Annotated in this window: 14 protein-coding genes, 1 tRNA gene and 3 pseudogenes; 12 read left to right on the top strand and 6 right to left on the bottom strand. The window is 50.9% G+C overall.

Annotation, left to right across the window (positions count from 1 at the left end; genetic code table 11):
• The first annotated feature begins 16 nt into the window (after positions 1-16).
• Positions 17-430: a hypothetical protein gene (locus LIW51_RS21875; RefSeq protein WP_227377148.1), complete on the top strand. Its 414-nt coding sequence runs from the start codon at positions 17-19 to the stop codon at positions 428-430.
• 65 nt (positions 431-495) lie between these two features.
• Here the strand turns inward: LIW51_RS21875 and LIW51_RS39380 are convergent, their stop codons facing one another.
• Positions 496-927, bottom strand: coding sequence for a PIN domain-containing protein (locus tag LIW51_RS39380; protein WP_227377147.1), 432 nt, complete (start codon positions 925-927; stop codon positions 496-498).
• Positions 893-1036 carry a hypothetical protein gene (locus LIW51_RS21865; RefSeq protein WP_227377146.1) on the bottom strand — a complete coding sequence of 48 codons (144 nt, stop codon included), beginning with the start codon at positions 1034-1036 and terminating at the stop codon, positions 893-895. The genes LIW51_RS39380 and LIW51_RS21865 overlap by 35 nt, the downstream gene beginning before the upstream one ends.
• Positions 1037-1867: 831 nt before the next feature.
• Between LIW51_RS21865 and LIW51_RS21860 the strand changes: the two genes are divergently transcribed.
• Complete coding sequence (locus tag LIW51_RS21860) at positions 1868-2287, top strand: hypothetical protein (protein WP_227377145.1); 420 nt, start codon at positions 1868-1870, stop codon at positions 2285-2287.
• 37 nt (positions 2288-2324) lie between these two features.
• On the opposite strand, the gene LIW51_RS21855 is transcribed toward LIW51_RS21860, so the two are convergent.
• A complete protein-coding gene (locus LIW51_RS21855; RefSeq protein WP_227378316.1) occupies positions 2325-2450 on the bottom strand; it encodes a hypothetical protein in 126 nt (41 codons plus the stop codon).
• 104 nt (positions 2451-2554) lie between these two features.
• Here LIW51_RS21855 and LIW51_RS21850 point away from each other — a divergent pair.
• Positions 2555-2639 (top strand) — tRNA-Leu (locus LIW51_RS21850).
• Between the two features lie 110 nt (positions 2640-2749).
• A complete protein-coding gene (locus tag LIW51_RS21845; protein WP_227377144.1) occupies positions 2750-3028 on the top strand; it encodes a helix-turn-helix transcriptional regulator in 279 nt (92 codons plus the stop codon).
• Positions 3029-3146: 118 nt separating this feature from the next.
• On the opposite strand, the gene LIW51_RS40010 is transcribed toward LIW51_RS21845, so the two are convergent.
• Positions 3147-3323 carry a hypothetical protein gene (locus tag LIW51_RS40010; protein WP_255767555.1) on the bottom strand — a complete coding sequence of 59 codons (177 nt, stop codon included), beginning with the start codon at positions 3321-3323 and terminating at the stop codon, positions 3147-3149.
• Positions 3324-3488: 165 nt separating this feature from the next.
• Between LIW51_RS40010 and LIW51_RS21835 the strand changes: the two genes are divergently transcribed.
• The 3 genes and pseudogenes from LIW51_RS21835 to LIW51_RS39375 all read left to right on the top strand — a co-directional run.
• Positions 3489-3923: a hypothetical protein gene (locus LIW51_RS21835; RefSeq protein WP_227377142.1), complete on the top strand. Its 435-nt coding sequence runs from the start codon at positions 3489-3491 to the stop codon at positions 3921-3923.
• 251 nt (positions 3924-4174) lie between these two features.
• The gene (locus LIW51_RS21830; RefSeq protein ID WP_227377141.1) at positions 4175-4456 is read left to right on the top strand and encodes a hypothetical protein; all 282 of its coding nucleotides are present in this window, start codon (positions 4175-4177) and stop codon (positions 4454-4456) included.
• A gap of 422 nt (positions 4457-4878) precedes the next feature.
• Positions 4879-4944, top strand: a pseudogene (locus tag LIW51_RS39375) (hypothetical protein); the annotation flags it as partial.
• A 145-nt stretch (positions 4945-5089) separates the two neighbouring features.
• On the opposite strand, the pseudogene LIW51_RS39370 reads toward LIW51_RS39375, so the two are convergent.
• Both LIW51_RS39370 and LIW51_RS21815 read right to left on the bottom strand, forming a co-directional pair.
• Positions 5090-5370, bottom strand: a pseudogene (locus tag LIW51_RS39370) (alpha/beta hydrolase fold domain-containing protein); the annotation flags it as partial.
• 51 nt (positions 5371-5421) lie between these two features.
• Complete coding sequence (locus LIW51_RS21815) at positions 5422-6489, bottom strand: endonuclease/exonuclease/phosphatase family protein (protein WP_227377140.1); 1068 nt, start codon at positions 6487-6489, stop codon at positions 5422-5424.
• 769 nt (positions 6490-7258) lie between these two features.
• On the opposite strand from LIW51_RS21815, the gene LIW51_RS21810 reads away from it, so the two are divergent.
• The 5 genes and pseudogenes from LIW51_RS21810 (at position 7259) to LIW51_RS21795 (ending at position 12300) form a co-directional block, all read left to right on the top strand.
• Positions 7259-7549 carry a hypothetical protein gene (locus tag LIW51_RS21810; protein ID WP_227377138.1) on the top strand — a complete coding sequence of 97 codons (291 nt, stop codon included), beginning with the start codon at positions 7259-7261 and terminating at the stop codon, positions 7547-7549.
• Positions 7550-7910: 361 nt separating this feature from the next.
• Positions 7911-8333: pseudogene (locus tag LIW51_RS21805) on the top strand (potassium channel family protein); the annotation flags it as partial.
• Positions 8334-8528, top strand: a complete 195-nt coding sequence (locus tag LIW51_RS39365; RefSeq protein WP_368411809.1) for a TrkA C-terminal domain-containing protein — start codon at positions 8334-8336, stop codon at positions 8526-8528. It abuts the pseudogene before it with no gap.
• 710 nt (positions 8529-9238) lie between these two features.
• Positions 9239-9721, top strand: coding sequence for a hypothetical protein (locus tag LIW51_RS21800; protein ID WP_227377137.1), 483 nt, complete (start codon positions 9239-9241; stop codon positions 9719-9721).
• 506 nt (positions 9722-10227) lie between these two features.
• On the top strand, positions 10228-12300 hold the full coding sequence (locus tag LIW51_RS21795; protein ID WP_227377136.1) for a PQQ-dependent sugar dehydrogenase: 2073 nt from the start codon (positions 10228-10230) through the stop codon (positions 12298-12300).
• Positions 12301-12547 lie beyond the last annotated feature (247 nt).

Raw genomic sequence — 12547 nt, 5'->3', positions numbered from 1 at the left:
AAAGTAACGGTGAAGTATGACAAACTCACCTGATATTGGTAGCGACGAACAGCTCGACGAGACACCGCTTGACAAATCGATTGAAGAGGATTTGACGGAGATTACGTGTACGCTCACGCCAGACCAAACCGAACAGCAGATAGAGTGGGTCGAGGAGAGTCTTTTTCCACACCTCAAAAGCATTCAGGAACACGAAAACGGGTTCACATTCGTGTTTGACCGTAGCCTAGAGGCATACGCGGCAGTCACAAAGGCGTCGTGGAAGGAGTCACATTGCTGCGCGTGGGCGACGTTTGACGTCGAACTCCCGATGGGCGATGATAGTATCAAGTGGAACGTTCGCTCCGACCGAACGGATGGTCTCGAGTTCTTTAGCGAAGCTCTGCAAGAGACGCTTCAGAAGTTCGAGAATGCACCGTCATTGCGGTGACGGATTTCCCACTGTGAGTCGATTCCTACTGGAGAAAATACGTCACCGAGGGTACTTCGATAACGTTATCTACGAATCGTCGATAATTTCTTCCGGTGAGCGTGCTCCTGCTTTATGAATTCCTTGTCAAACCAGACTAATGTCGTGTCTTGGCTCTCGGCACACGCTAAAATAAGACAGTCCATCGGATAGAGCAGTATTTCCTGGTGTCGTTTATTTGCGGCAAGCATGTCGGATGCATCCGGGACGATAATTTCAACCTGGGATGTAACCCGTCGTTCTAATTCGGCAACACGATCTTGTTTTGAGTTCCTTTTTTCCCGAGAGCATTCCGTAACTCCATCACATTCAGAAGCGAAATGTAGAAGTCTGCCTCGTGATTCAGAAAGCCGACTGCAACCTCTCCTCAGTTTGGTTCGTCTGTGAGTGCTGCAATGAAAATATTCGTATCGACAAAATACCTCATTCGCGTTCCCGTAGCTCCCGAACCGCAGCAACAGAATCTACGTCAAGCTCGCTTGCTTCGCCAGCAAGCGCGTCACCTAACCGCTCTTTTTCATCGGCGGTTTTTGTCAGATCCGTGAAGTCACTTGCTAAGATACTCATTACATAGGCAATTTGCATCCCTGACTAAGAAACCTTCCCCCGTTTTTGCGAACCCGACGTGGCTCTCGAGCAATCACGGGATCTTGGTGTTCCGCTCCGACCACAGACGCGGTGGCCAGTAGGACCTCTTCCCCTCCTGTTAGCTTGTAGCCGATAGACGCCGATACAACTGCCGTACTTACTTGTATCGTGGAAAGCTACGAAAGACACTTAAAATCACAATTAGTCCGATCAGAACCTCAAATATTAAAAAGACAACATGTTGGTCCGGAAAATATAGAATAAACAATAGAGCTATCACGACGAGAGAACCAATTACGGCAGGAAATCTTATCTCATCTTTTAATTCCTTTATCAGAATGGTTGTCGTTTGTGTTGTCTACGCTACTACCTCTTTAGAGCCGACTAAAGCTAAGATCACCTCCACTATTACAATTCCTATAATGAATTTCTTTGTCGCATGCCCTCTGATTTCACCTTTCAAGCGACTGAATCTGTATCTCCTCACACAATTGACTGAATGTATTCTCGCTAATGTGGTTCAGCGTGAAATAGAGCTACACAGAAAAATCCATTAGACCCGAACACTATTCTTCTGAAATCCACCAAATAACAACCCGTGGGCTCAACTTCCCACGTTCTAACTCGCCCTGTTCATGAAGGGCTTCGAGTCGCTGATGCACTGGTCGCAGCTCCATCCCAACCGTATCTGCGACCCACCGAGCGGTCACAGCAGGGAACGCCGATTCCCTAACCGCCTTTGCCCGTCGAATCGTCGTTATACCGAGTTTGCTACGTTGTTAATGTACTATATGATTCAGCAGAAAGCTCATGATAAGACCACACCCAGTAGTCATGCCCGTGCCGCCGACAGTGTATCTCGAATATTATCTCATGCTCGTTCTGTTCGCGGTTGGTTGGGTGTCCCTCGGCTACTGGATATACGCTGATGCCACTGCTCGTGGAAGTTCATCGGCGCTGTTCTGGGCCATTGGCACAGTGGTTTTCCTTCCGATTGGGGTGTACTATCTCCTCTTCTATCGGCGCTCGCACGAACGGGCTGTCCCACAGACGCGTCGTGAACGGATCGCAGAGATACTCGCGGTTGGCGGCATTGTGACGACGGTAGCGAGCGCAATGCTCACCCCACCAGATCCGCTCACACAACTTCAGTTCATGCCGGTTGCCTTCGTCGTGACTGTGTTGGTGCTGTTTCTTTTCGAGTACCGGATCAGAGCAAGCGGATCGTAATCGGTTACTGCGGGTTTCAACAGAGTCAGAGCGACTGCTATTCTGTCCGAATCCAGATCACCCGACGCGATTCTGGCTTCTTCTTGCGAATCTCCCCCTCTTCGGCAAGCCTGTTCAAAACCTCATATGCCGTCTGGCGTGGCCACTCAAGCTCCTCCGCGATCTCACTCGTTATGCTGTTGATACTGCTCCCGGTACAAAGCCATCTCTTAATGCCCTCCCACGATTAGAAAACCACTTATTCTGAACGAAGTAATCGATTGACGCGCGAGCGTTGCCAAGCCAGGCCAACGGCGGTGGGCTTAAGACCCGCTCGCGTAGGCGTCTATGGGTTCGAATCCCATCCCTCGCATTCCCATTCACACTCAACCCGAACGGTATCCGTGGGAGATCAGTTTCGACCCGACAGACATCTCTGCCATATCAAAGGTGTCTTGAGTAGCTAGTCACATTTGGTGTCTAATGCAACAACGTGTTCAAGCTCCAGAAGACACAGACGATCCACAAACAAAATCACCGACTGACGTGCTTTCCGAGCTTCCACCAAGTGCGAAACTGGTTGCGAAAGTCCTCGAATACAACGACGATGCGCTCACGCAGGCTGAACTCACCGATGAAACTTTGCTCCCGCCACGCACGGTTCGCTATGCACTCACTCGACTCGAAGAACACGATCTCGTCGGCTCACGCTTCTCATTTGCCGATGCACGAAAACGCTGCTATTCTCTTGCCTTCGACTAATTACGTATAATAGACGTGAAAGATAACCGCTCTACACAATCAATTCTAAACTAAGCTGAAAACAGAGACGTGAAAAGCCGACAATCGCTAACTAAAGTGCCTATTGTACCTATTGTACTTATTCCTCAGGAATCCACCAGATGACAACTCGCGAACTAAATTTCCCCCGCTCTACCCTCCCATCCTCATGCAACTCCTCAAGCCGCCGGTGAGCAGACGGCCGCTCGATCCCAAGCGTATCCGCCACCCACCGAGCGGTCACCGCCGGAAACTCTGACTCGCGCATTGCCGTCAGAATATCGTCGTCAGTCGTTTCCTCTGCATACTGGCCACAAGTATCGCGCTCTCTGATGATGCGGTAGTGGCGTTTGGGTTAGTATAACCTACTAACATCGGTTTATTCGACCATCATAGTCCATCTCGTGAGAATGTATTAGATAGTTGCAAGCGTATAGTACGTATGAACAACCGTCCCTCACGACTCGAACAGGGTGGGCAAATCAGCGGCTTGAGTGCGATGATCGCTGGTATTCTCGGCGTACTCTACATGCTGTTTACCTTCGTGATTCCATACCTCTCCATCTCTGTCACTGGAATCCGATTCAGTCACGAGGATGCGTCACTCGGAGCAGCAAACGCGCCAGTCTTTGCCTTCTGGACTGGTGTCCTGCTCGTCATCTCTCTCCTCGCAGGATATGTTGTATTGCGTGGCATTCTTTGGGCGATTTGGCTCCTTGCGATTGGACTGGGTGTCCTGACACTGCTTGGGTTGTTCAGCATTGGACTGATCATTGCACCAGCAGCTGTCCTATTACTCCTTGCAGCCCTTTTGCTAACTGGAGGTCGACACAGAAAGACCGACCCTCGTCATAATTCGCCACTTAGAAGTAGCTAGGTATTCTCGACCGTGTCTGCAACCCACCGAACGGTCACAGCGGAAAACTTGGTCCCATGACCCACTCTAAGAATATCATCGTCACCCGATTCCTCTGTAAACAGTCCCTTCTTATCACTCAGTCTGTTTCTGACTCCAATCGCTTACTGCAGGAGAGTAGCGGAATACGGTGTTCACGGTCGGAATTTTACGACCAGCCCATTGTAGGAGAAACCAGAACCTACACAACAATTCCCATCACCAGTGCCTCTATGACACAAACCGTCAATGAACTCCGAAACGAAATTCGACAGGCCGTCGGGAGATACGAACGCGTTGAATCGACGGCCTTCACCAAAGAAGCCCTTGCAGCAATCTGTACTACCGTGAACTACGATATCGACACAAACAATTTGCCATCCAAGCCACAGATGCGGGCTGGTATCCTCTGGAAAATCGGCAAGTTGGACGATGACAATCCGGAACAAACTCCCCAATCCTTCCGGAAAGCAGAGCTAGAAGCGATTGTAGCTGCACTGCAAGACGAGGAGTGATCACTGACTCACTCACCCTCTAACCACAGTGGTTTCAGACGTATCTTCATGCAAAGGATTACCCGACGCGCTTCTGGCTTCTTGCGAATCTCACCATCGTCCGCAGGCCCGTTCAAAACTTCATATGCTGTCCGACGTGGCCACCCAAGCTCCTCCGTAATCTCGCTCGTCATGGGGGTTCAAGCGGTTCGGCTAGAAGACGTAAAAGGATACAGAGACGATGGTTTGCAATCCTTGAACCCTTAGAATTTTGCGTTATTGGATGGATTAGCCGCCGATTTTTGTCCGATAGCCATTTATTCATTTAGAACCTATAACTATCACGGAGGTAATTCCATGTCAATAGGAACGTTCGATGCAAAGGAGCACGAACGTCGCGAGAAGAAAATGACGATCAACGGACGAACTTTGAAGGTCACGTAGAATACACTGGCGACGACTCAATCGAAGAACTCCTTGCTCGACTGAAAGAAGTGAAGGCAGAGTAGTCTGCAACCGGTTTATTGCTATTCCAAATTGTTGAGACAGCACTAGATTGAGTAGCATGTCACCCTCCCAGCGGACAGCTCGGTTCTCGGCTGTTGTATCCATCTGTTTGTGTACCGCTCGCTGCCGATACTGCAGTTAGAAGAATCAGGATACCGAGAGTGCGGTCGCGAGATCACGCCCCACTGCCGCAATCGCGTCCTGCGCCCGGTCGATACCCTGCTGCGTCAGAAAGCCGTGAATCATGGCCTCGTAATTGCGATACTGGATCGCAACCCCCCATTGACGAGCCGCTCTGCATACCCCGTCTCACCGTCACGTAACGGATCGAACCTGGCAATACAAATTGTCACGGGCGCCACCTCAGACAGGTCACCAGCGTGCATTGGATCCGCGTACGGATTCCGCTCGTAGATCTCACTCCCATAACAAGTGAGGTGATCTGCAGACCGAAAATTGGTCTTTGATGGGCGAGACAGCTACTCACTCACGGCTACCCACACCAGGAAATGATCGGACGCTTGTTCAGCCACAGCTCGGTGATTTTCATCTTTAGCTGGCCAGCCGATTCCAGATGAGTGGATCGTAAAATCCGTCGATGGGAGGACGTAATCGGCTCGCGTGGGCCCACGGGAGAGGTTGCTGGTCGCGTAAGGTGCTCCGTGCTCACTCCCTCCAGGACTGGACGGCGTCGTGGCGATCACTTGTGAATTATCGAGCAAGTAGCGTGTGACCGCGTCATCGGTCACCGTGTCACCGGGTTCGGTGTTCAAGTCGCCGAGTATGACGAACCGCTCATCGGTAGACAGACCGCCTTCGAGACCATCGTCGTCGTACGGATAGTCCGCACCGGCGACGTAGTCACCTAAAAAGCGAATCTCATCGTGACACCGTGGGGCGTTGAGGGTGTCCATGTCGTCTGCGAGTGGCGGTGACGGATGTGCGATTACGGCATGGATTTTACCGTCGGGAAGCTTGATCGGCACGTCTACCACCGTCTTTGCGGGGAGTCGAAACCGCTCACATTCGTCGGCGGTGAGGTACAAGTCACGGTCAGGATTGGTCGGGATCCGGTGGTTGGGAAGGTCGGCCCAGAGAAATCTCTGGAAAGTGCGGACGCTAGCGATATCGATCGGGAACCTACTGTACAGCGTCATCGCGTATCGCCCTGCATATGGGGCGTAGCTGAAACAGTCTCGAGCATACGCATCCGTTCCCGGCTCGACGCCGATTCCGTCTTTGCCGATGTCCATCCCGCTTGGGATACCTGTGTTACACCGTGGGGCAATCCATGCCTCGAAGTCGACGCCCTTGAGAGTAGCGGCTTGCGGCTCGCGAAGATAGTTTTCCAGGAACGCTGTCGCGTTGTGCACCTTTTCCCATCCCTGTACGAAGTTGTCGTCCATTTCGTTTACCAGAAGAACGTCCGGCGTCGGCAAACGTTGAATCATTTCGGCGGCTGCCTCAAGCTGCCTGGTTCCCCGTTGCTGGGCTTTCTCCGTCGTCAATAGTTCGATGTTGTACTGAGCGAAGACGTAGTTTTCCATGTGTCACACTGTCACACGTACTACTCGGATGCCCGAGAACCTCTCGATCAGTATACTAGTAGCACCTCTAGCAGCGCTTGTGATCGAAACGGTAGCGGTACGTTGCTTCATGGATGAATTGAATCCGACGGGTGACCGCTGGAATACCCAATAGCAAGACCGACCGAGGATCGAACACAGCTCGGTCGCGATGGATGAGTCTTACTAGACGGAGCGTGTTCCGCTCTTCGTCCCTCTCATAGTCAGCCACATTAACGATCGCATTAGAACTCCGTCAGTGCCATCGTCGGCGGTTGAACAGCATCTGATTGGCTGTACACCGCCCTAACGGGCGAGGCGGGAATCTCCGGTTTTCCGTAACTTTATCGCCACCGTGGAAGAAGTGGTTCTTGGGGGAACACCGATGTCAGCATCTTCACTCGAAGCCTTAGAAACGACTATTGACGAGATTCATCGAGCGTACAAAGAAGGCGATCTCACTAGTCAAGAACTCATTGACAACGTTTGCTATACCTTTCGGTAGCGTCCCAGTTCAATAAACGTGGTTTCAGTCGGACGCCGTGACCTCCTCCCACTCCTGAAGACCTGTGTAGATACGACTCAGGCTACTGCCTACAAATCCCGACCCGGAAGGTTGCGTCAGTGTCCGTGGAACCGCATCCAGGGACACGGGAGGGCCGGAATGAGAGATGATATGGGAACGACATGGTGGTCAAGTCGCTGGTGGTGAACCTGCTCCGCAACTCCTTCTCCTGTCGATGTCCGTTTTGTGCCCTCCTTCACTGTCGATGCCACCGGCAAAGTGGAAGTCACCAGTGAGAGCCACGAGAACCCCGCAGACCACCACTACGTCGTCTCCATCGACGACGTGACCAAAGAACTAATGGTCTGTACGTGTCCGCATTACATCCACCGCAATGCTTACTGGAAGCACATGGCCACAGTCGAGAACGCGACTGACGACGGACGCTTGAGGCGTTCCCTTCGGAGGACAACGATGTCGAACCAGAGGACTGTGACTGCAACGGTCTCGGTGGTTTCCCGTGCTGGCCATGCGTGAGAGCGGGACGGAAGGAACTGTCGAACTAACCACCGCTTCAACTTTTTTTATCCATGGCACGCCAAGTGCCGTTCTCAAATATCACCGACCAGCGATTACTCATGGAAAGTGCAGCGACCATAATGCCCCGCTGAATCAGGATTTGTTATGATAAATATGTTTGATTAAAGACTGGATCTGGATCTTTCAGTATTTGCTCATTGACCGAGAAGGATACCGTTTGGATAATCATTGCAAAATGACCAGGTTCCGTTTGAAGTGTTAAAGGTCGAATCTTTTGCCAATATAAACAGTACTGTAAGCGTGGGGAAAGACACATGATGAATGACAACCTTCGAATAGTGATTTTGGGGGAGGATACGTCGGTTATTATACTGGAGAACAACTAGCTAAACTGGAACATGATGTAGTCATTATTGAGCGAGATCAAACACGATGCGAATTGCTTCTTGAAGCCGGATTCAGTGCAGTTTTTCAAGGTGATGCGGTTGACCCTGAAGTCCTTGGGAGGGCCGATTTAGCCTCTACTGATGTCGTTGGTGGTCTCACCGATGATCTTGGTTCTAATTTAGCAATCTGTTTGATTGCTTCTAAGATGGAAGATACAAGAACTGTACTTCGGGTTGATTCACCTAGTGCACGAGAGCAGTATGCCGAATTCGTTGATAAGGTGATATTTCCTGAAGGACTTGGCGCACTTGCAACAGTAAGTGCAATTACAGGAGGAAGCCTTCCAGATGCTGTTAATGAACTCACAGAAATTATCGTTCTATTGCAGATATAGGTGACTGAGAACGCTCCCGTTGCTGGGGAAGCCGTTCAAGATATTGCAGTACCGAAGGGGAGTATGATTGTTGTGAATATGAACAGAAAAACAATCATTCGGCCTACTATAACCCTTGAACCAGGAATGAATCTTCTTGTCGCTACCGAACCTAATGCTTCTAGAAAAATAGTGAATTTACTTACTGGCAATTGAAGATGTATTTCTATCAAATTATCAAGAGGATAAAAACTATCATGCTTTATCAACAGACGCGAGACGAAATGGTCGAACAGTGAATATCCAGTTATCACAAAAGGAGCTTCACCGAGTCTGCTCTTCCGACTTTACATGACCGACTGACTTGTGATTCTGGTCAAGGAAACCTGACAATAGTTCTGTTCGCACAAGGCGAGAATTCGATGGGTTCAATTTAAACCGTCAAAAGATTCTGAAGCTCTACTCATTATTGAGGTGATGTAATTCAACGGCTAGATGGGCTGTCCAAGTTAAACTTGATTATCAGAATAGTATTTATTCAGTTGCAATAAATCAATGCGCGGTGATAACAGGCGACAGAGTGAACCATTTATGAGAAGTAGATTAGATGGTGGATCACGACTGAAATCAGTAGCTACACCACATGCGTGACCGACACACTTGATGGGTGATATCCGTCATCGATTCAAATCGGAGTGACGAGCTAAATATTGCTTACTGATTTCGGATCCCTATACGTCGTGATAGCATAATGATGAACAGAGAAGATACTAATCAAACAATGGTCGTTCAAACCATCGAAGGAGTTGAGGTATTGGTAAACACAAATCCAGGAGAGATATTTATCGACATTCCAGCGTCAAATCCCCGTTCGAGAAGGTGACCTCATTCAGGAAGGTGATGTTCGCACAAGGACATCTGGAGAAATGAAGGGGCCACGACTCACGCGGTGGCGTATTGAGTCAATCTCTACCGACACCGTAGTCGGAACTGATATTGACACTGGTGACCCTCAAGAATGGGAGCGAGAATGGTTGGTACAACGCCTTGGGGGTGGTGAATTCAGCGTCGAATTGGCAACGTTTGATCGGGTAAGCGTGACTGAAATTGATGAAGAGCAGGAGAAACATCCTGTCGAGAATATTAATAAGCCGAAACCTCATGTGGTCGTTGTCGCTTACGGAAACGACGGAGAGAAGTTCACTCAATTTTTCGCGGCAACGGAGCCTAAGAATTGGGATTCATTAGAAGTTGTCCAACAGGACGAACATGTCCAGAACTTCAGCGATGAGCTACGGAGACGCTTAGACGAAGCTGTCTACAAGGCGCTTAAGATTGAACAGCGATATCAATATATTAGTATTTTAGTATTATTTATATGTTTGAGGCTAAACGCTAGCTATGAGTGAGATTGACGCGACGAACTGGCGATGTTTGTGCTGGATTGGGAAGTTCCCTTGTGAGTAGTCAGCTACTCTAAAGACGTAATTAAACTATTGACCGGACGATCCCAGCGAAGCAATCGTCATCAAGGGCACTGACCGCATTGGCCTGATCGCAATACTAAGGTAGTTCGCCGCTGAGGGCAAGAAGTGAACGTTGGCGATTGCCAGACAAACTTTCTTTCGAATAGGGTGAAGAATACTAATTCGACCTATTTAGCGTCGACGCGTTCAGTCTTCTCTCCGAAAAAGCGGTCAAATCTTTGCCACAGTGCAATGACCCCTTTTCTCGGAGTAACAATAACAACGTGAGTACGTACCCCAACCACGGTGAAGGATGAGTTCGCTATAACAACCCCCAGTGATGGAAATGTCCCCTGATAAATCTTCATGGAGATGTTCATTCGAATTGTTCACCTGAACGGTTGACCGGGTTTATATCAATTGTCGTTGCAGGGTGGCCGAGGAAAATAATGACGAAAGAACATCCAAGTGAGGAGGAGGCCGCCTCTCACTCACGCCGAATGTTTCTCCGTGTCACGAGCGCAGGGGTGGGGCTGGCGTTTAGCGGGGTCGCAGTCGGTCAAGCGCAGTCATTCGAACTGGGCGGCGCGGTCGCTGGTTGGCAAGGACGTGCGCCGTCCTCTATCGAGGGGGAAACGAATCCAACGCTTCAGCTTCAAACGGGACAGCAATACGCCATTACGTGGGAAAATGTTGACGGACAACCCCATAATATCGCCATCCTTGACGCAAACGGCGAGGAGCTTGAGCGGACAGAAATTATCACCGAACAAGGCGCGACGCAAACACTGGAGTTCACTGCGACGGAAGAGATGGCCGAATATTACTGCGAGGTTCACCCGAGTTCGATGCGCGGCCAGATCCAGCTTGCTGGCCAACAGCAACAACAGCCAACGCAACAAGAAGAACCACAGCTCATCCCGGAGGGCCCGAGTATCGGTCTTCAGCAAGTAGCGGGAGCGCCGCTCCAACAACCGATTGGATTCACGTACGCGAATGAGGATGCTAACCGACGCTTCATCGTGGATCAGAACGGCCAAATCTACGTGCATGGCCCGGATGGTCTTCAAGATGAACCGTTCCTTGATATTCAAGAAAAGCTCTACTACCTGACAGAGACACGGGGTGGATTCGAGCGCCCGGAGGACAGCACGTTCGACGAACGTGGGCTACTGGGTCTTGCGTTCCATCCCGACTTCCAAAACAATCGCAAGTTCTATATCCGGTACAGCGCTCCGCCACGAACGCAAGAACTGGCCGGCCCACCGAATCGAGAGGGGATTCCAGAGGAGCCTGACCACACCTTTGTACTCGCGGAGTACCGAGCGACCCAGGATCTGAGCAAGGCTAACCCCGACTCAGAGCGCATTTTGCTCGAAATTCCCGAGCCACAATTCAACCACAACGCTGGTGATATTGCATTCGGTCCCGATGGCTTTCTCTACGTCACAGTCGGCGATGGTGGTGGTGCAGACGACACGTACAGTGGTCATGTCGATGATTGGTATCGTCGAAACGAAGGCGGGAACGGTCAGGACATCACACAGAATTTACAGGGAAGTATCCTCCGCATCAACGTCGATACACGGGAGAACAACCGGCCGTACGGTGTTCCCGATGATAATCCGCTGGTCGGTAATACAGGTTTCCCCGAGCAGTGGGCGTGGGGCTTCCGCAACCCGTGGCGGATGTCATTCAATGATGGTCGACTCTTTGCCGCAGACGTAGGACAGTCGCTCTTCGAGGAGGTCGACATCGTCGAGAAGGGTGGAAATTACGGCTGGAACGTCAAAGAGGGGACCAGCTGTTTCAACGCCCAAAATTCAGCCCAACCGTTCGACCAGTGCCCCGACCGGACGCCACAGAACGTTCGCGGAGGAGAGCCGCTCATCGATCCAATTATCGAGTACCCACACACGTACCAGGGACAGTCAGTCGGTATCTCGGTGACTGGCGGATATGTGTACCAAGGTAACACCCTCAGCTCCCTCCAAGGAGGGTACGTGTTCGGTGATTACAGTCAATCGTTCGAGGAGCCGCGGGGTCAGCTCTGGATTGCGCGGCCGTCCGAACAGGGTAATAAGACGACGACACCGGGCGAGGGAACACCAACTCAGACGGGAGCAGGAACGACGCCAGGCGAAGGAACACCTGCGACGACGACAAACGGGACGACCAAGACGAATCAGACGACCACGGAAGACGGCGGTCAACCCCAATCACAGGAAACTCCCTGGTCGATGGAGGAACTGGTCGTTGAAGGAAGTCAGAATGGTGAGATCAACCGCTTTGTGCTTGCATTCGGGCGTGATCAAAACGGGGAATTGTACGTCCTCGGAAGTAATACCGGCGGTGTTCGTGGGAATGGCTTCGTCTATAAGATCGTCCCGCCTGGCGAAGGAGAGTCCATTTCAACGCCAACGCAGACTACCACGGAGGGGACAACAACACAGACCGGGACAGCGGCCGAAACCGGAACAGAAACAACCACAACGACCGGCACCGGAAACGAAACGGGGTAAGCCAGCCGGTCCTTCCCTCCAATTATGATTTTCATCTGCCAACGGTGTCATCATTCTGCAGCATCTCGCAATTCGTTCGTAGCTAACGGCACTCCGAAGCTCCTACTCGGATCGTACTACTCCTGATCCCTCTTTGATTGGTAATAGTCCCAGGCTTCGTCAGGAATCTTCAATGTGGTTCCACAGTGGGGGCACGTCACGGTCTGTGCATCGGGTGCAGTGAATCGCTCATAACATTCTAAGCACC

Source organism: Haladaptatus halobius (assembly GCF_020618475.1).
GTDB lineage: Archaea > Halobacteriota > Halobacteria > Halobacteriales > Haladaptataceae > Haladaptatus > Haladaptatus halobius.
This window is presented reverse-complemented; position numbering and strand designations above follow the sequence as displayed.

What these genes read in the sequence shown, in the direction of transcription:
- LIW51_RS21800 (WP_227377137.1), top strand. Translation starts at nt 9,239, where the DNA reads ATGAAGGGGCCACGACTCACGCGGTGGCGTATTGAGTCAATCTCTACC.
- LIW51_RS21835 (WP_227377142.1), top strand. Translation starts at nt 3,489, where the DNA reads ATGAACAACCGTCCCTCACGACTCGAACAGGGTGGGCAAATCAGCGGC.
- LIW51_RS21860 (WP_227377145.1), top strand. Translation starts at nt 1,868, where the DNA reads ATGATAAGACCACACCCAGTAGTCATGCCCGTGCCGCCGACAGTGTAT.
- LIW51_RS21875 (WP_227377148.1), top strand. Translation starts at nt 17, where the DNA reads ATGACAAACTCACCTGATATTGGTAGCGACGAACAGCTCGACGAGACA.
- LIW51_RS21845 (WP_227377144.1), top strand. Translation starts at nt 2,750, where the DNA reads ATGCAACAACGTGTTCAAGCTCCAGAAGACACAGACGATCCACAAACA.
- LIW51_RS21815 (WP_227377140.1), bottom strand. Translation starts at nt 6,489, where the DNA reads ATGGAAAACTACGTCTTCGCTCAGTACAACATCGAACTATTGACGACG.
- LIW51_RS21830 (WP_227377141.1), top strand. Translation starts at nt 4,175, where the DNA reads ATGACACAAACCGTCAATGAACTCCGAAACGAAATTCGACAGGCCGTC.
- LIW51_RS21865 (WP_227377146.1), bottom strand. Translation starts at nt 1,036, where the DNA reads ATGAGTATCTTAGCAAGTGACTTCACGGATCTGACAAAAACCGCCGAT.
- LIW51_RS21795 (WP_227377136.1), top strand. Translation starts at nt 10,228, where the DNA reads ATGACGAAAGAACATCCAAGTGAGGAGGAGGCCGCCTCTCACTCACGC.